Genomic DNA, 15,638 nt, shown 5'->3' on the forward strand with positions numbered 1-15,638 from the left:
GATTGTCTTTAACGTGCTCTTCACGAATTCGCTTAAGAACTCGCGAAATGATATTTTTATCAACGTGGACGAGATAGGAGTTGTCAAGCGTGGGGGCTTCTTTACCTTTGAATTCGTAGAACAGTATAAAAGCAGGGGAGGTATAATCAACGAGTCTTTTTAATGCTGACAGTTTGATTTGAACACCACCATCTTCACGGAACGTTGACTTAACTTGAACCTTGCATTCTATTGGTTTTGGCTGCTTATCTTTAGGTTTATCGGACTTGAGGTAAGGGAACTCAATAAGATGATCCCAACCCATTTTATCTTCGTGGAGTGATTCGTTTGATGTGAGTCTTGCTGCATCACACCACTCTGTTAGTTTAGTTTCACCCAAGTTTCCGATATTCACATCACCTTCTTCGAACTCGTAGTCAGCCATTATTATTCTCCGATCCTAGTCAGATACTAAGTGTACGCCTAATTATATGATTTTTTTATTGAAAAAATTATCCTTAAGCTATCTTTTTATTGATTAATTTGACCTTCCCAATCCATAGCCTTAACCAGTAGTTATGCCATTCTTGTAACCAACCATAATTTGTTATGGTTTATATACACTCACCAACTAACTTCTTGCTCTGGCCTAGGTGAGTTACCCGTCAGGATCGGGTCTTGATTCTTAGCGTTTCACCTTACTTTTTCTAATCGAACTTAACTAAGCCACAGCATTCCCTCTAAGTGATTTTTGTCCAAACTCGTGTCAGGCCGATCAGTTCTGGCACGTTTATGCCCCAAAGCTTGCTAGCATTCATTTAGTGAATCGAAAACTGACGAATGAATTACCCTACAAAATCTCATCTATTTACCAAATATATAGCCCTACCGTAAAGCGACTAACAATGTATGGGTATACAGTCGTGTTTAAATTTCAATGCTTTTGAGTGTTTTTAAACTCATTAGTTTGCGCGTTTATCCATCCTAAAATTAATAAACCCCCTTAAAATCATTTGGATACACTTCGGCCAAATTAGTTGATAGGTTTGGAAAACGCGCATGCGCGTTTTTCCGGATGGTGTATTTGATGAAAAGCTGATAAGTTCTTTGCATACAGATAGTTAACTGTGCGCGTTTTCACTGGTCTAATGAAGTAAACAGCGCAGCGCATAAATACTAAGACGTTATAAGCCATAAGGAAGTTGGATGAATAAATCGACATTAGGGAAACTAGATGTCTTAAGTGTTTTTATTACTTGGGCGATACTAATTTCACTTTTGAGCACTTTGGCATATTTAAAGATTTTTGCTGATCCAAACTCAAGTGCTGCAATTCTTGTATATTTGTTTGGAGCTTTCTTTATTGCTGCATTATGTCACGCAATATTGGCGTATTTTAATCGCTGCCCTCATTGCAGTAAATGTTTAACTATCCAAGGTTTTAAACCTCCTCATCCTGCTTCAAGTGGCAGTAGGGATAAAGTAGTGTGGCATTGGTTTTCAGGTTCAATTGTATGTATTCATTGCGGGCAAAAGGTTGATACAAATGGCCTATAACAAGTTGCTTAATATCGTTCCGGCCACAACAAGTATGGCCTCACTGGACTGCCTTTGCTGCGCTGCGGCAGCCAATTATCAAAGCCTTAGGAGTCTTGAGTAACATGGAAATTGAAGGAAGAAAATATACCCTTGTTGTTACAAGCGCTAACGACTTCGATACACTTAGCTTGGAATGCACACTCGATAACGAATTAATAATCGAAGCAGAGCTAGTCAGTTATAAGGAAAAACAGGCAAAAATCCACTTCCATAAAAGTGGGCTTTCGCTAAAGGTGGTTGAGGCGTTCATCAATGAGGTCAATAAAGAGCTAATTCATGGCGGACAGAAAAACTCCTAACAAGTTGCTTAGTTTCATTCCGGCCACAAACAGCGTGGCCTCCACTGGACTGCCTACGTTACGCTGCGGCAGCCAATTAGCAAAGCGTTAGTTTCTTACAAATAGGATTGCGTATGATTTTTAATTCAGGGCCATATGTTTTAGAATCAGAAAAAGAGCGGAACCTCTATACAAAGTTCTTTGCTGGTTATTTTTTTAATGAATTTATTGATGGATACGACGAGCGTGTAGTGTGGATAAATAGCTACCTATCAAAAAAATTAAATAAAACAGTGTCCTTGCAGTCTCCTTCAATCAGTTTTGATAATCATACATATTTACTCGATATCGACTCTGACAGAGGGGAATTTGCGGATATTTTACTTCATGACCCAGTATCAAAGACAATGATCGCAATTGAAGCGAAATACCTAACTAATTGGTCTATAGAGAAAGATATTAAGAGTAATCTTAAAAGAATTAACGCTATTAGAGAAAGGTATTATAAATATACATTACACTTTTGCCTTTTAGTAAGTTCCACTAAATGGAAGTCAGCCATAAAAATGAAAAAGCACGAGAGTAGTAGTTACGCCTGTTTTATTAAGGATTTCAAAGATGATGTTGGCGTATTGTTTTGGGAAGATCTTGTTGAATATTGTGATTCAAAAACCGTTAAAAAATATATGGAATATAGGCTCAGTTTAGTTAATGCACCAGCTTCCCAAAAGTATGCAAATATCCAAAACTAATCGGGTAGCCGGAGGTATTTAGCCTCCAGCCCCCACACCACCCTGCATGCGGCTCCGCACAGGGCGGTTCATTTAGAACGCCTAACCTGTTTTCTGGTTCGGATAGTGAACCGCGATCCATCCATCTCTCAGTGAATACAATCCTGCTTTCTTAAGATACTCATTACTCAGCGCTTGCTGTATCCCTGGTGTTTTCGAGCTTCGCCACGGCCCTTTGCTTGTAATTCCACAAGCAACGGCCGCTTGGAACCTGACGCCACGTTTGAGTAAGTTTTGTACCTTAGTCCGTGGCTTTCGCCATTGACGCCAATAGCACATACGTACTCGACGACGGATCCAGTGGTCTAAATCGACACATCCTTGGTAAGCGTTGGCTATGCCAAAGTAGTTGATCCAGCCTTGCATGTATTGCCGCACTTTAAACAATTGATAGCTCATGCTCACGCCCCAATTGCGGTTTGTCCGTCGCCTTATCTTTTGTTTAAAGATGTGCAGTGTTTTGTAGTGGCATAGTGAATCTGGCCATAGATATAGAAGTCATTCATACAAGGTACAACTCATAAATCACTAAAATAGCGAAGAAGCGAGCACGTTTATGTCCAAAAGCGAGTGACTTACTCTCAGTCATGCTATTGAGTTTTCTTTGCTGATTAAGAGTGAAACATCAAAGACTGATAGATATGTGACTATTTATGCATATTGTGCTGCGTAAACTGAGTTTTGCATGAATCTGTTACGATAATGCACAAAACACGTCGCTTAAGCGCTAAATCACGCGAAAAATTCACTTTAATAACTACTAAATTGAATCTCTTTGTGTATTCATTACAAATTGAAAATCAGCTATATTGTTGCGATACAAACTTATTAGGGAAATACAATGTCTGAATTCTTAGAGATCTTAACTCATGCTCGTCGCTTAAAAGCTTCTGTTAAAGAGTTATCTGTTGCTGAACTAAAAGATGTGTACGAAAAGTTAGGCAAGATCGTTGCTGAAAGAGAAGAAGAAGCGAATGCTGAAGCTGAAGCAAATGCTGAGCGTATCGCTAAAATTGCAGAACTTCAGAAGATGATTGAGTCAGCTGGTTTATCACTTGATGATCTTGGCGGTGTTACTGCCAAAGTAAAAAGCACAAGAGCACCACGTCCAGCTAAATATTCAATCGTAGTTGAGGGCGAAACTGTCACTTGGACAGGGCAAGGTAGAATGCCAACTATTTTCAAAAAACAAATTGAAAATGGCCGTTCAATCGAAGACTTTTTGATCTAAATTCCCTGTCTATAACAGAACAGACTGATGAAAGTCTGTTCTGCCCCAAAGCAATTTTTAACCCTTTATAATCACTGATCGCGAAGTAGCCTGATCCCTAAATTTTTGTAATGATGGCAAGTGCCTACTTTTAATTACTTTCGTGCAGTTAAAAGGTGTTAAGCGTAAAGGTACTACCACTACTATTTGGGATAATGATGAAACTTACAGCATTAGTTGATAATACTCGTTTAGACAGTAGGCCAGAGCTAGCTGTTGAGCGGGGGCTCTCTTTTCATGTAGAGACAATGGGAAGCCAAATTCTGTTTGATACAGGAAGCAGTAGTACGTTCTGTGAAAATGCGGCATTGATGAATATTAGCATTCAAGATGTTGATCTTGCAGTGATATCTCATCGTCACCACGACCATTGCAACGGTACAACTCACTTTATTGAACGAAATTCCAAAGCAAAGATATATCTGAAAGACTGTGAGGATAAAAACTATCTATTTAAGGCGTTTGGTTTTAAGAATGATGTTGGTATTAATAAAGAATTGCTAAAAAATGCTAGTGAGCGCTTAATTTTTGTTGAACATACAACAGAGATATTGCCGAACATTTTTATTATAACCGAAATTAGTGATAAATATGAAAAACCAAAAGGGAATCGGTATCTCTATACCCAATCAGAAAATGGTTACAAAAATGATACATTTGACCATGAATTACTATTGGTAGTTAAAGAAAGCGATGGCCTAATCGTCTTTACTGGTTGTGCTCACAGCGGTGTTTTAAATATGGTTGAGACTGCTATTGAACTGTTCCCTAACCACAGAATAAAAGCAGTTGTTGGAGGTTTTCACTTGGTTGGTTTGCCACTATTGAATAGCATTGGTGGGACTAAACAAGATATTCAAGCAATCGGTCAGGCTTTGTCACACTATCCAATTGATAAGCTGTACACAGGACATTGCACAGGAATGAAAGCATTTAGATTACTTAAAGAAGTCCTTGGAGATCGTCTAGAACATTTACCAACGGGGCGAAGCGTATTAATTTAGTGATCTCAGTACACTTGCGCTACAGCGCGGATACCGGGCTAGTCAGTATCCACAATAGAATGGGTGAAAAAGAGGTTAGCAAGATTACGGATAACCAAAAGGGAGGTTATTAATGCGCTGGATACTATTATTGCTGCTGTTGCCATTGACCACAGCTTGTCAGACCGTTCCAACTGAGCCAAAAAATCTAGAGTGGCGCCATATGGTGGGTTCCAACTCAGATGAACTTTGGGTAACCGAGGTACTCTTTTATCGTCAGGGTAAGTTGGTGGATGCCTCAACCAATGGTTCTGCCGGATTTTTCGGGGCTGAAGGATTAAAAGAAAAAGACTATCGCTGGAGTATTTCTAAAGGAAGTCACACCACACGGCCGATTCCGGATCAGGTGGAGCTAGAGTGGATTTCATTTCACGACAAGAAGCGCTATCGAATAAGTTTGGCGTTGCCAGCAGAGTTAGAAAGCATAATTGCGCAACCTTATCGCTTCAAAGTGAGGGATGAGTGGCGTGAAGAGCGTCGTAGGAATATTGGGTTGGGTATGGCGACCGGAGGTTATGTCGAGGCGTTTTTAACCAATGCCAAAGTGAAGCCTGATATCCTGCTGGCTAGGGGGATTGCTAAGGAAATTCAAACCTCGCAAGACAAGGAAAATTCCGTCACCAAAGTCTACAAAGTGTGGTTCGACGATTTTGATAAAGCATATGGTGATGCCTATCAACAGTACCCCACACCCAGTGGCATGGCTTGGGCTCCGATCATGGATGCTTACCGTGCCGCACAGCCCAAAACAGATACAAACCCCGTGCAATGATGATATCAATGAACTGGATATTCTTACTGCTGCTATTCCCAATGACCATACGCAAAAAAGCCAATTCCTATAGCATCATTAATACCAATAGACACGGATGTAGCTGCGGCCAAGTCCAAAACGCATTTTATGCCCTTCAAACAGTACATATGTTGGTGTCAAAGCTGATGAATTGCCTTATTGAAAAGCTGCTTAACATATGAATCCAAGCTACATAAAAGTGTTTGAGGCTTCGAGATACTTTTTCTCATCTGACATGGACAATTTAGTGCGAATGTACTAACCAACTTTTGCCCCATTGCATGTTAGCAAAGTGGCATCTAGCTAAATCCAACATCAGAACATTGGCCCAATTTTAGTAATGCTACCTAATTCTGGCCTTATCCGTTATCCAACCGCAATTACGTTAGCAAATGAGAAAATGTGATACGAATTTCAGCTGGAATACGAGGCCAAAATGCTGTCAACCAAGGTCAATAATCAGTTGAAAGTGAGCGTGACAGAATGAAAAAGGTAAAAAGATATCAAGTGATTACCCATCAAGCGGTATAAAAAACCGCTACCGCAAAAAAGCAAATTCCTATAGCATCATTTATACCAATTGACATGGATGTGGCTGCGGCCAAGTCCAACAAGCGATTTATGCCCTGCAAACAGCGCAGCGCATAAATACTAAGACGTTAGGCATTAGAAGGAGCGAGGATGAAGTTTGAATTTGGAGATCTATATAAATTTATAGTATCTCTGGGTGTAGTATTGATAACCCTATCTATTTTGGCTCCTTGGATGTTTCTTAGGGAGCCTTTCGATTTATTCCGACCAGAATCAGAGATAAACGCACTGTCAGATGTGGCTAAGGCAGTGGTAATTAAAAGGCAGTACGCAGTTTCGTTTATCGTTAGCTTTATTCCATGGTTCTCCTCTATCGGTTCTGCTGTAGGAATAACATTCATTTTTCTTGGCCTGAAAAACTGGAGGAAAAACCAGCTTCATCTTGACGAGCAAACAAGGCTCGATGTCGAAATCAAGAAGCAATCACTTCGCGACGCAACCAAAGATGAAATAGAAGAGAAAGAAACGTCAGAGTACGAGAGTCTTCAGGTTGCAGAGTCTGGAAGTTCGGATTCCTACATTCTTAATTCGTTTAGATCGCAATACTCGAAAGTGGAAGAGCTTGTCTACGGCAAGTTATCAAAGGTGTATGGGAATAAGTTTGAAGTTAGTCACAACAAAATGGTGGCGAATGTTGAACTGGATATATTGCTTCGTGGTAAGGCCTTGTTAACCAAGGACTATATAGTTGAAGTTAAATATATAAGGAAGGGGTTTAACTTCGGCTGGCTTCGCGAAGTATATTTGAAAAACATATATGCAAAGAGCGTATATTCTCAGGTTACAAACAGATTGCCTAATACACTTCTCCTCATCGTTATTGATTCGGCGGCTTACAATGAAGAAAAGTACAATCAGTTAATAAATCGGCTGTCTGAAGAGTCAGAAGGTCGAAAAGGAAAAGATCTAGTTTGCATTATTACTAAACAGGAGCTTATGAGTATTGATGATCAAGCTCTTCAAGAAAAGCTGGCAATCCATGCCTAATCGGGTAGCCGGAGGTATTTAGCCTCCAGCCCCCACACCACCCTGCATGCGGCTCTGCACAGGGCGGTTCATTTAGAACGCCTAACCTGTTTTCTGGTTCGGATAGTTAACCGCGATCCATCCATCTCTCAGTGAATACAATCCTGCTTTCTTAAGATACTCATTACTCAGCGCTTGCTGTATCCCTGGTGTTTTCGAGCTTCGCCACGGCCCTTTGCTTGTAATTCCACAAGCAACGGCCGCTTGGATCCTGACGCCACGTTTGAGTAAGTTTTGTACCTTAGTCCGTGGCTTTCGCCATTGACGCCAGTAGCACATACGTACTCGACGACGGATCCAGTGGTCTAAATCGACACACTCTTGGTAAGCGTTGGCTATGCCAAAGTAATTGATCCAGCCTTGCATGTATTGCCGCACTTTAAACAATTGATAGCTCATGCTCACGCCCCAATTGCGGTTTGTCAGTCGCCTTATCTTTTGTTTAAAGATGTGCAGTGTTTTGACATGCCACTGGATCTTTCCGCGGTTAAAGGTAAACCCTAGGAACTTGCTTTGTCGTACCTTAACCACTTGGCTTTGGTCATGCCATCGATACCAGCCGCGCCATTATTGGCTTTAACCTGACGCCAAGCTCGGTGTAAATTCTCAGGCTGAAGCAGTTGTTGGAATAAATCGCTGTTGAAGGCTGGTTGCATATCAATACGCTGCTGATAGTAATCGTCTGGCGACGTAGTAGGTATCAACAAGTTTGACAAGACTCTTCCTTCTTCTAAATGTTCAGGCCTTCACCATGTACCCACAACGCTAACGCGGGGTATGCTATCCCATCCATTACGATGGGCGTTGGGCTACTATGCCGTCTGCTGACTTTTGCTTAATCACATGCCGAGTTGCCCCGTCATGCGCTATCGGTTTTCATCTGGTTCGCTCTTTTCAGTCGATGACACTGAAAAGCCAAGGCACTTATAAACCAGAGCCTGACTGGTTAATGGCCGATCGCGTGTTAAGCAGATCTCCCCAGATAAGAACATGAACTTTCTTTGCACTGCTGCATCATTTACGGTGGCCATTAAATCACGTGATTTCGTCTTGTCCCCTTACTGCTTGGGGGAGGCCCTGCCAACTCACCTCTAGCCTACGCCTCATATGATGTTCTTGTTCATCAGCTCGCAAATTTGCTAGCGGCTTCCTTCAAACCAATCCTCGCGGATAAGCTCTTGCCATTCGCTAGTAGTTAACGTTTAATAACAGGATGTTATTGAACGGTGATCTTCCTACAGAGGACTTTCACCTCATTAGTTCATGCCATGCTGGGCGTACACATCGCCATCAAAAACGCGCCCTTTGAGCGCTCGACTCGCAACAAGTTGCTCGCGTTTGTGGCGGGCGTTAGCAGCTATGAGTTAATTGAGAGGTATCATGGCACAAATTAAAGACAGATTAGTTAGGATAATTCGTGATAAACCTCGTGTTCTGTCTAGAGCTATATTTTGGAAGATTCCGCACAACACTTCAGAAGATGAAGTGTTTTTGAAGCTTGGTAGATACAATAAACCAAAGAGTTGGCATGAGAGTGAAACTCTCGAGCTCGATAGCCCTAAAAGTGAACTAACACTAGACAGTGAAGAGTTTCACAATTTAATTGATTTTATTTCAAACAATTATGAACCTTTCAAGCAAGGTACTAGAGCTTTCTTGCCACTTGATAATCCGTATGATCTTTCCAATGCTGAGCAAATTAAACAGTTGTTGAATTTGCCAGACAAACGGGGAATGCTTGAGTTCCTTTTGGCAAATGAGGTAATCCCTGAAGATCTAGAGTTAGGTTTAGAGCATGCTCGAAAAGTCCGAGCGCTAGATGAATTCCAATACCTTTTAGAGTCGGACTTTACTGAAAACGTATGGCAAAACTGGTTTGAAAAAAATAGTTGGGTTCTTGGTAGTGACTTTGTCAAAGTTCTAGATGAGAGGGCTATAGATACCCACAATATTTCAGACTTTCTGATGGAAAGCTATGATGGTTTTCTGGATATTGTCGAAATAAAACGCCCTGAGGGAAGCCTTAAATTTTGGTCTACGGGACTTGACCACAATAACTATTATCCGCACTCTGACCTAATTAAAGCTATCACTCAATCCCAGAGTTACATTCATGAAGTTGAACTGGAAGCTAACAGCGTCAAGTTCATGGAAAGGGTAGGCTACGTTAAAACCATCAAGCCAAGGTGCACTTTAATTTACGGGCGCTCAAATGATTGGAATAAAGAGCAACAACAGGCATTTCGCGTACTCAATAGTAGTTACCATAACCTAACAATTATGACGTTTGATCATGTCTTAGAAAGGGCAAAGCGCATAATTGGGAAACGCGGCTAACAAAACAATAAACAACATTCGCTTCGCTTATTGGGCACGATTATGACAAACATAGAAATCAAATGTGCTAGCAATCGCAAAAATGGGTAACCGCTGGCTGCTTACACTAGAGTCTACAAATGAGTTTGCGTTAGGGTTCGGAGAAACACCAGACAACATTATGATGTATGGTTTTGTTTCGCCTGATGCAGTAGGCGAGTGGTGCGCGTAGTTATCACATAATAATCAAATATTATTGCCGGCAACCCGCTGCGCGGTTTTCCGCGCTAAATTTGGGCGTAATAGGACTTAAATATGAACGAGACAGAAGAGCCAATTATCGATAATTTCTTGAATGAGATATGCTTTTTATTCCCAGAAGTGAAACGCAAAATGGATTCGCACGATGTCTTTATGGCCACTTCAAAAATGGAGGAGTTTGCAAATGCTACTACTCAGGCATTTTCTTCTGGCAATATTGCGTTAGCTCAAAGCTATCTAGATTACATAAATGAAAAATTACCCAATGCGCATCCAAAAGAGTTTGAGTTTATTGATGTGTATTATGTAGAACATTTGTTTTGGCAGGCTAGCCAGAAAACTAAAGAAATGGGCTGGCCTTTAGTGCCAACAAAGCTACAAAGTTTATATGTTGCATTTCATGGTAAACCTGCCCTATAACAAGTTGTAGCACATCGCCCCGTTGGGGCTTTGACTGGCGCCGCTTCGCGCCGACTGCACGTGTGCAAAGCGTTACATTGCAGTCAAGGATGGTGGATTATCAAAATAGAGATTTATGATGTGTTTAGCGGCGAATCGGCTTTTGGCAATCCTTGTGGAGTGTTAGAGCTAAATAACTGGCTGTCTGATACTGAGTTGCATCAAATTACTCATGATGTTGGACTGCCAGTGACTTCGTTCATTACTAACGTCGACGGACAATTTCACATTCGCTGGTTTGCATTGGATGGTGAAATTAACCTTTGTGGTCACGGTAGTTTGGGAGCTGGTGCAGCGATCCTTTCTAAGTACCCATTGGAAAAAGTAGTTTTCAACAGTAAACACGGTGAGGTAGTGATTTCTAAAAGAAATGGCCTATATTCACTCGTATTGCCGAGCTGGGAAGGTAAGCCTTGTGCTGTTCCAGCAGAAATATCTGATTTGGCGATTGATGCCATTGATGTTTTTTCTACTCGAGATTTAGTCTTAGTTTTCCCCTCGGTAGAGACGGTAATAAATTTCCAGCCAGATTATAAGCGCTTGAGAGAAATCAATGAATATCATGCTTTAATTGTGACGGCTGCAAATAGTAATAATGGTTATGTTCTAAGATACTTTGCTCCAAAAATTGGCATATCTGAAGATTTGGCAACAGGCTCAGCACAATGCTCTCTTGCACCGTATTGGTTTACAAAATTTGGTTCAGACTCATTGAATGTGCGTCAACTTTCAATGTGCGGTGGTTATTTTGAAGTAGAGCGAGCAACTGAGAATTCAATAACAGTATTTGCTCAAGCAAAGCTGCGAGCAATTACAATTTAACTAACGCTTCAATAGGGACTGTCAACGCGTGGCGTTTCCTGTTCCATTGAGCCGCGGTGGTTGCGATTGCTGTGGTTTACTCTATATCATCGACTTTACTAGCAAGGTAGGTAGGCCCTTATTCAAGAGCCCATTTTGAGCGTATCAGTAGATTTGACTGAATAACTTAATTTTCTGACCAAACTCGTTGAGGGAGAGGCGCTTACTGTTACCGCTTCCCACTAAAATGTAGAAGGTATTGTTCGTTTCAAAGATGCAGTTATGGTGAGTATGGACAACTATTGTGGTTCTGACCCATCCGCCACTGGGGAAACGGCCTTGGCCATCTTCAATTATGTTATTCGCAAGTACCAGCTCTTTAATAGGGTGAGTGCCAGGGGGGCCTTGTGGGACATCAATAATCCAAATGATCCACTCTGAAACGACGCACCAAGCTTTGAATGGTTGGATTGACTTACAATGCAATTTCATCTGTTCAATATCATCCATTCGACAACCATATGCGGTAGGGATGCCTTCAAGAGAGAACAGTTCTGCTGTTATTTCAGCTTGTTGAGCCAGTTTTTCTGTCATGGGTTGCTCCTTAAATGTTAAAGGCGCAAGTGCGTTTAAGCAGCTGATTTACACTATAAACCGGACTGCATATCACGAACATTGCAACAACCCAATTTTAGTTTAGATGTTCAATACGATTCTGCCAGTAGACATCATTAAAATTAACTTACATAAATAACTCTCTCTTCAGTGCAAGACTGTCCATCATCAATTTTCACTGTGTTACTCGAGACCCATTTCGAAGGTAATTAGCTTGCCATTTTTTAGCCGTTAACATTTAATAACATCAGCTTAATGAAGGAGGTCTTGCGTAAATTAATTTTACTTCGATCGTTAATGCTCAGTTTCGGTATAGGCATGCTAAATCTGTTTAGAGTCGCTGCATTGATGCGTTTTTCTTTGCGCGACTGCAGCTTGGCATTCAAGCACTGTTGGTTAGGTTAGGGCAAGGAGCTGCAATGAAATATCTCGTGATACTGTAGTCATTGGTTTGAGTGCATGCGCATCCAAACCAAACTTTCCTCAAGCCGGCATTAGGCTTCTTGGGCAAAAATAATTAAAGTAGGAATTAAAAGTTTAACGCTTTTTTCTTATAATGGATTTAAATTTGCATTTTAATTTAGTTAAGGACGAAGTATGTCTACCCACAATTTATATGTGTTCAATTTTGAAGATAGTTCTGTTTATACCGTTATATTGCCAATATCTAGTCCAACACCGACCAAAAATAGTATGCTTTCGTGGGCTCGTGACGGGCAGAGCAATCAAAAAGCTTCGGCTGCATTTCTAAAGAATCCAGATGGCTTTGTTATAACTACGCATCCTTTGCTTACCGAAGTGAACGCTCATCAGCTGAGAATGAATATTCTCTATGAAGCACAAAGAAATGACTTAGATGTTACAAATTCTGTAAAGCGATGCGAAGCCTCTTTAATAAAACATGTTCAAGATTCTCTGTTGATTAATAAAGATAAGTAACGATTCGCTATTCTTGGACTAGATATAGCTTTTGAGATTCTTCTAATAGAAAAAGAAGTAGAAACTGCATCGACGATTGATGCGCGTATTGTAAACATCCTCAGTTGCTCGCGTACATCAGACCAATCCACAATGATGATGGGCATCGGATTTGTGTAGCAGAGACAAAGCGCATGCCATTGATAAATAGCGAACTTATCTTTGGTAAGATGCAAATTCCCAAGCAGTCGGTCAGTGCGCTTAATTTTTTGTTTTGGTACAACGTTACCCTTCATGTTCCGTTCTAAATGCTTTAATGAGAGTTGGTTGCCATCGAGTAAAGATTTGGTAGCAATTATCAGCTAATTAAGGCGTTTTTGATTTATTTGAGGGCATTGTTTTTTGAGCAAATCGTGTAACATGTCGATATCACGCATGATATTGGATCTAGTAGGTTTAATAGCTGTAAGTTAATTAATTGGAACGCATTATGAGTAAATTACTTCTAGCAGCACTCATCACATTAAGTTTTAGCAGTTCAGCCGCAATGATCACTGATCTGCATAAGAGTACAATTGATCGTGAAACAACCTCCATGATGTCTCCTGAATATGTGTTCACTGAGACTGAACGTGATCAATATCAACAGATGTCTCTTGAATACAAACAACTATCTCACGATTATCAAGAGCACATTAATTATCTCATTAGTCTCCCAATTGATACATGTACTCCGAGCTTGTTCAAAACTCTGCCTGCTGAATGTAACAAGTCAGTTACTGAGCTAATGCAACTGCGTGATGTCGCTAATGACATAGCAGGTAATCTTAGTCGTCTAATACAAGATTATGATACAGGCTTACAAAACCAAAAGTATCGTTTGTACGAAAAGGCTCAAGAAGTACAGAAGCAGAAAGTAGAAGCTGACCGCATTGTGCAAGCTGAAGCTAATCGTAAGGTGCGAGATGCAGAGTTAAGCCAACGGAAGAAACAACGTCAGATTGAGCTTGACGCTAAAATTGCATCACTAACAGCTGAAGAATTTGCTGCTCGTGAAGCTGAATTACGTACAAAGTACGCATCACAATGCCGTCCTGATTTCAGTTCTAACAATGTGTATACAGCTGAAATCAATCGTGTGATAGACGAAGCGAAACGTGAATATAGAGGTATGGGTTATAATTCTGGTGACGCAACTCGCATGGCCGTCAATGCATTTCAACATCTAATCGATGATTCACGCCAAAATAAACAATCAATTATCAAAGAGTCTGAAGCTTGTATGTCTGACCGACTATTCTGGAACTTTTAAAGAAAATCGTATGTCAATGTATATCGTATTAAATGCAATTTCATCTGTTCAACAATCATCTATTTGATATTTCTCAAAGTTTATGCCCTAATTAGATTGCCTCTAGTAGGGATTTAGACTGACAGGAACTAGTGAGGTATCTCTTTTTGCTTACTTAGTTTGAGCTAAAGCACTCTTAACAGAGTGCAATTCTGCTAAAGCTGAATCAATTTTTAAATATGAAAGGTAGTTTATTAATGGATCTAATTTATATATCAGATTTTAAATGTGAAGAGAAAAAGTATGTACCAAATTTTACTATTCCCGATGTTGAAGACGTAGCAAATTCAAGTAAAAAAACTAAAACGACTTCAAATGCTAACATTCATACTGCGGGGGCTGCTATATCTAGTGCTACAGGTTTAGGTATTTCAGCTTTATCTTTCCTAGCACCCATCTCGTTGCTAATTGGTGCTTCTGTCGCAATTCCAGCAATATATAAGTTAGTTGTTTCTCATGATAACACTGAAACAGTGCCTGAAGAGAGTTACCATGAACTTCAAACTTTTATTAGCAAGCACTCATTAGATAAGCAACAAGCTTTAGATCTTGGTCTTAAGTTTCCTCCTGGACACCCGCAAACTGGGGAAACCTATCGACTACATCCATTAGCTGCTTATCAGCATGCTTCTAAACAAAAGTTATATATACCAGAGCATATTTTTGACGATGTTCTTTTTGAAGAGAGAGAATCAGAGTTGTTAACACTATTGGTTCACCTTGGTGCCACCAATGTTGAAATAGCAAAATATGTAGACAGTTTTTTTGATGATGAAAAGTCAGGTTCAATCGGTGGTGGCGTTAAAGTTGTTGCAAATGCATCTATTCTCGCTAAGTCTGAGTCGGGCAGAGAAAGTAGTGAGAAGAATATCCGAGTTTTTTCGTTAAAAGGTAAGCCTTGGAAGTATGGCGATAAATTTGATCGCGATGGATATGCATGGCTTAATTTCGAGCCTTCTTGGAACGCTTTAATAACAGCTAGGGAAGTAGGTGGATGTACCAATGCGACTCTAGAAATCAAAGAAGCCTCTAAATATGCTGTTAATAAAGAAGCATCCATGCAACTTAAATCAAAAATTTATTCAGCAAATGGTACTCTAAAGTTTATGGAAAAGTATCTACAAGAAACGTCCTATATAGTTAAAGTTAGCTTTTTAGAAGTGCTAACAACATAATAGGGCGGATGAGCCTTTAGCTTACGATGCGATCAGATCATGTGAACACTACAAAGGTGTCGATATCAATAATATAGCAAGGCGAACTGAGTTTGCTGGAGCCAAGAGTGAGCTTAGAACCCGCAATGTATTGCCAACCTAATAGTGATAATTGTGCAATAGCGTGTAACTCGACCTTATGTAGGTCATCCTGCTCCATCCCTTTACCAGAAGATTAACGACATCTTTTGTATCTGATTTTTATACGATTAATTTTGATGCAATCTTGAAAGCTCTTATAACACAGAGGCACTGCACAAATAATAGCCAACAAATCAATTGAATACAGTGCAAATTCAAAAAATATTCAAATTTGGACGATTCCCCCCCCAC

Annotated in this window: 17 protein-coding genes and 2 pseudogenes; 13 read left to right on the top strand and 6 right to left on the bottom strand. The window is 40.3% G+C overall.

The genetic code is table 11. From position 1 onward, the window contains the following. Positions 1–424, bottom strand: a 424-nt coding sequence (locus Q4Q57_RS20490; protein ID WP_311891882.1) for a hypothetical protein, incomplete at its 3' end; no start/stop codon positions are given. A 761-nt stretch (positions 425–1,185) separates the two neighbouring features. Here Q4Q57_RS20490 and Q4Q57_RS20495 point away from each other — a divergent pair. The 3 genes from Q4Q57_RS20495 to Q4Q57_RS20505 all read left to right on the top strand — a co-directional run bounded on the left by Q4Q57_RS20495 (position 1,186) and on the right by Q4Q57_RS20505 (position 2,608). Then, entirely contained in the window at positions 1,186–1,536 is a 351-nt protein-coding gene (locus tag Q4Q57_RS20495; protein ID WP_147287769.1) for a hypothetical protein, read from the top strand. A gap of 104 nt (positions 1,537–1,640) precedes the next feature. Then, positions 1,641–1,877, top strand: a complete 237-nt coding sequence (locus Q4Q57_RS20500) for a hypothetical protein (RefSeq protein ID WP_106650479.1) — start codon at positions 1,641–1,643, stop codon at positions 1,875–1,877. A 113-nt stretch (positions 1,878–1,990) separates the two neighbouring features. Then, entirely contained in the window at positions 1,991–2,608 is a 618-nt protein-coding gene (locus Q4Q57_RS20505; protein ID WP_311891883.1) for a hypothetical protein, read from the top strand. Between the two features lie 81 nt (positions 2,609–2,689). On the opposite strand, the pseudogene Q4Q57_RS20510 reads toward Q4Q57_RS20505, so the two are convergent. Further along, positions 2,690–3,115, bottom strand: a pseudogene (locus Q4Q57_RS20510) (group II intron maturase-specific domain-containing protein); the annotation flags it as partial. A 373-nt stretch (positions 3,116–3,488) separates the two neighbouring features. Here Q4Q57_RS20510 and Q4Q57_RS20515 point away from each other — a divergent pair. The 4 genes from Q4Q57_RS20515 (at position 3,489) to Q4Q57_RS20530 (ending at position 7,331) form a co-directional block, all read left to right on the top strand. Then, entirely contained in the window at positions 3,489–3,878 is a 390-nt protein-coding gene (locus Q4Q57_RS20515; RefSeq protein WP_006081626.1) for an H-NS family nucleoid-associated regulatory protein, read from the top strand. 197 nt (positions 3,879–4,075) lie between these two features. After that, positions 4,076–4,921 (top strand): MBL fold metallo-hydrolase, encoded by an 846-nt coding sequence (locus tag Q4Q57_RS20520; RefSeq protein ID WP_311891884.1) that lies wholly within the window; start codon positions 4,076–4,078, stop codon positions 4,919–4,921. A 112-nt stretch (positions 4,922–5,033) separates the two neighbouring features. Next, positions 5,034–5,732, top strand: coding sequence for a DUF2931 family protein (locus Q4Q57_RS20525; protein ID WP_006081628.1), 699 nt, complete (start codon positions 5,034–5,036; stop codon positions 5,730–5,732). 702 nt (positions 5,733–6,434) lie between these two features. Next, complete coding sequence (locus Q4Q57_RS20530) at positions 6,435–7,331, top strand: hypothetical protein (protein ID WP_311891885.1); 897 nt, start codon at positions 6,435–6,437, stop codon at positions 7,329–7,331. Positions 7,332–7,412: 81 nt separating this feature from the next. Here the strand turns inward: Q4Q57_RS20530 and Q4Q57_RS20535 are convergent, their stop codons facing one another. Together Q4Q57_RS20535 and Q4Q57_RS20540 are read right to left on the bottom strand one after the other, a co-directional pair. Continuing rightward, complete coding sequence (locus Q4Q57_RS20535; protein ID WP_263212441.1) at positions 7,413–7,769, bottom strand: group II intron maturase-specific domain-containing protein; 357 nt, start codon at positions 7,767–7,769, stop codon at positions 7,413–7,415. Positions 7,770–7,870: 101 nt separating this feature from the next. Continuing rightward, entirely contained in the window at positions 7,871–8,086 is a 216-nt protein-coding gene (locus Q4Q57_RS20540; RefSeq protein WP_263186900.1) for a hypothetical protein, read from the bottom strand. A 664-nt stretch (positions 8,087–8,750) separates the two neighbouring features. Here Q4Q57_RS20540 and Q4Q57_RS20545 point away from each other — a divergent pair. From Q4Q57_RS20545 to Q4Q57_RS20555, 3 genes are all read left to right on the top strand, one after another. Continuing rightward, positions 8,751–9,707: a Shedu immune nuclease family protein gene (locus Q4Q57_RS20545; protein WP_311891886.1), complete on the top strand. Its 957-nt coding sequence runs from the start codon at positions 8,751–8,753 to the stop codon at positions 9,705–9,707. Positions 9,708–10,001: 294 nt separating this feature from the next. Further along, on the top strand, positions 10,002–10,367 hold the full coding sequence (locus tag Q4Q57_RS20550) for a hypothetical protein (protein WP_012089217.1): 366 nt from the start codon (positions 10,002–10,004) through the stop codon (positions 10,365–10,367). A gap of 120 nt (positions 10,368–10,487) precedes the next feature. Then, complete coding sequence (locus tag Q4Q57_RS20555) at positions 10,488–11,228, top strand: PhzF family phenazine biosynthesis protein (RefSeq protein WP_311891887.1); 741 nt, start codon at positions 10,488–10,490, stop codon at positions 11,226–11,228. A gap of 144 nt (positions 11,229–11,372) precedes the next feature. Here Q4Q57_RS20555 and Q4Q57_RS20560 read toward each other — a convergent pair whose 3' ends face one another. Beyond that, a complete protein-coding gene (locus tag Q4Q57_RS20560; RefSeq protein ID WP_311891888.1) occupies positions 11,373–11,801 on the bottom strand; it encodes a DUF6957 family protein in 429 nt (142 codons plus the stop codon). A gap of 618 nt (positions 11,802–12,419) precedes the next feature. Here Q4Q57_RS20560 and Q4Q57_RS20565 point away from each other — a divergent pair. Next, positions 12,420–12,761: a hypothetical protein gene (locus Q4Q57_RS20565; protein ID WP_311891889.1), complete on the top strand. Its 342-nt coding sequence runs from the start codon at positions 12,420–12,422 to the stop codon at positions 12,759–12,761. A 67-nt stretch (positions 12,762–12,828) separates the two neighbouring features. Here the strand turns inward: Q4Q57_RS20565 and Q4Q57_RS20570 are convergent. Next, a pseudogene (locus Q4Q57_RS20570) lies at positions 12,829–13,177 on the bottom strand (IS4 family transposase); the annotation flags it as partial. A 53-nt stretch (positions 13,178–13,230) separates the two neighbouring features. Here Q4Q57_RS20570 and Q4Q57_RS20575 point away from each other — a divergent pair. Then, positions 13,231–14,052, top strand: coding sequence for a hypothetical protein (locus Q4Q57_RS20575; protein ID WP_311891890.1), 822 nt, complete (start codon positions 13,231–13,233; stop codon positions 14,050–14,052). Positions 14,053–14,288: 236 nt separating this feature from the next. Further along, entirely contained in the window at positions 14,289–15,266 is a 978-nt protein-coding gene (locus tag Q4Q57_RS20580) for a hypothetical protein (protein ID WP_311891891.1), read from the top strand. Positions 15,267–15,638 lie beyond the last annotated feature (372 nt).

The sequence above is a fragment of the Shewanella sp. SP2S2-6 genome, assembly GCF_031931965.1.
Classification (GTDB): Bacteria; Pseudomonadota; Gammaproteobacteria; order Enterobacterales; family Shewanellaceae; genus Shewanella; species Shewanella baltica.

What these genes read in the sequence shown, in the direction of transcription:
- Q4Q57_RS20495 (WP_147287769.1), top strand. Translation starts at nt 1,186, where the DNA reads ATGAATAAATCGACATTAGGGAAACTAGATGTCTTAAGTGTTTTTATT.
- Q4Q57_RS20500 (WP_106650479.1), top strand. Translation starts at nt 1,641, where the DNA reads ATGGAAATTGAAGGAAGAAAATATACCCTTGTTGTTACAAGCGCTAAC.
- Q4Q57_RS20505 (WP_311891883.1), top strand. Translation starts at nt 1,991, where the DNA reads ATGATTTTTAATTCAGGGCCATATGTTTTAGAATCAGAAAAAGAGCGG.
- Q4Q57_RS20515 (WP_006081626.1), top strand. Translation starts at nt 3,489, where the DNA reads ATGTCTGAATTCTTAGAGATCTTAACTCATGCTCGTCGCTTAAAAGCT.
- Q4Q57_RS20520 (WP_311891884.1), top strand. Translation starts at nt 4,076, where the DNA reads ATGAAACTTACAGCATTAGTTGATAATACTCGTTTAGACAGTAGGCCA.
- Q4Q57_RS20525 (WP_006081628.1), top strand. Translation starts at nt 5,034, where the DNA reads ATGCGCTGGATACTATTATTGCTGCTGTTGCCATTGACCACAGCTTGT.
- Q4Q57_RS20530 (WP_311891885.1), top strand. Translation starts at nt 6,435, where the DNA reads ATGAAGTTTGAATTTGGAGATCTATATAAATTTATAGTATCTCTGGGT.
- Q4Q57_RS20535 (WP_263212441.1), bottom strand. Translation starts at nt 7,769, where the DNA reads ATGAGCTATCAATTGTTTAAAGTGCGGCAATACATGCAAGGCTGGATC.
- Q4Q57_RS20545 (WP_311891886.1), top strand. Translation starts at nt 8,751, where the DNA reads ATGGCACAAATTAAAGACAGATTAGTTAGGATAATTCGTGATAAACCT.
- Q4Q57_RS20550 (WP_012089217.1), top strand. Translation starts at nt 10,002, where the DNA reads ATGAACGAGACAGAAGAGCCAATTATCGATAATTTCTTGAATGAGATA.
- Q4Q57_RS20560 (WP_311891888.1), bottom strand. Translation starts at nt 11,801, where the DNA reads ATGACAGAAAAACTGGCTCAACAAGCTGAAATAACAGCAGAACTGTTC.
- Q4Q57_RS20565 (WP_311891889.1), top strand. Translation starts at nt 12,420, where the DNA reads ATGTCTACCCACAATTTATATGTGTTCAATTTTGAAGATAGTTCTGTT.
- Q4Q57_RS20575 (WP_311891890.1), top strand. Translation starts at nt 13,231, where the DNA reads ATGAGTAAATTACTTCTAGCAGCACTCATCACATTAAGTTTTAGCAGT.
- Q4Q57_RS20580 (WP_311891891.1), top strand. Translation starts at nt 14,289, where the DNA reads ATGGATCTAATTTATATATCAGATTTTAAATGTGAAGAGAAAAAGTAT.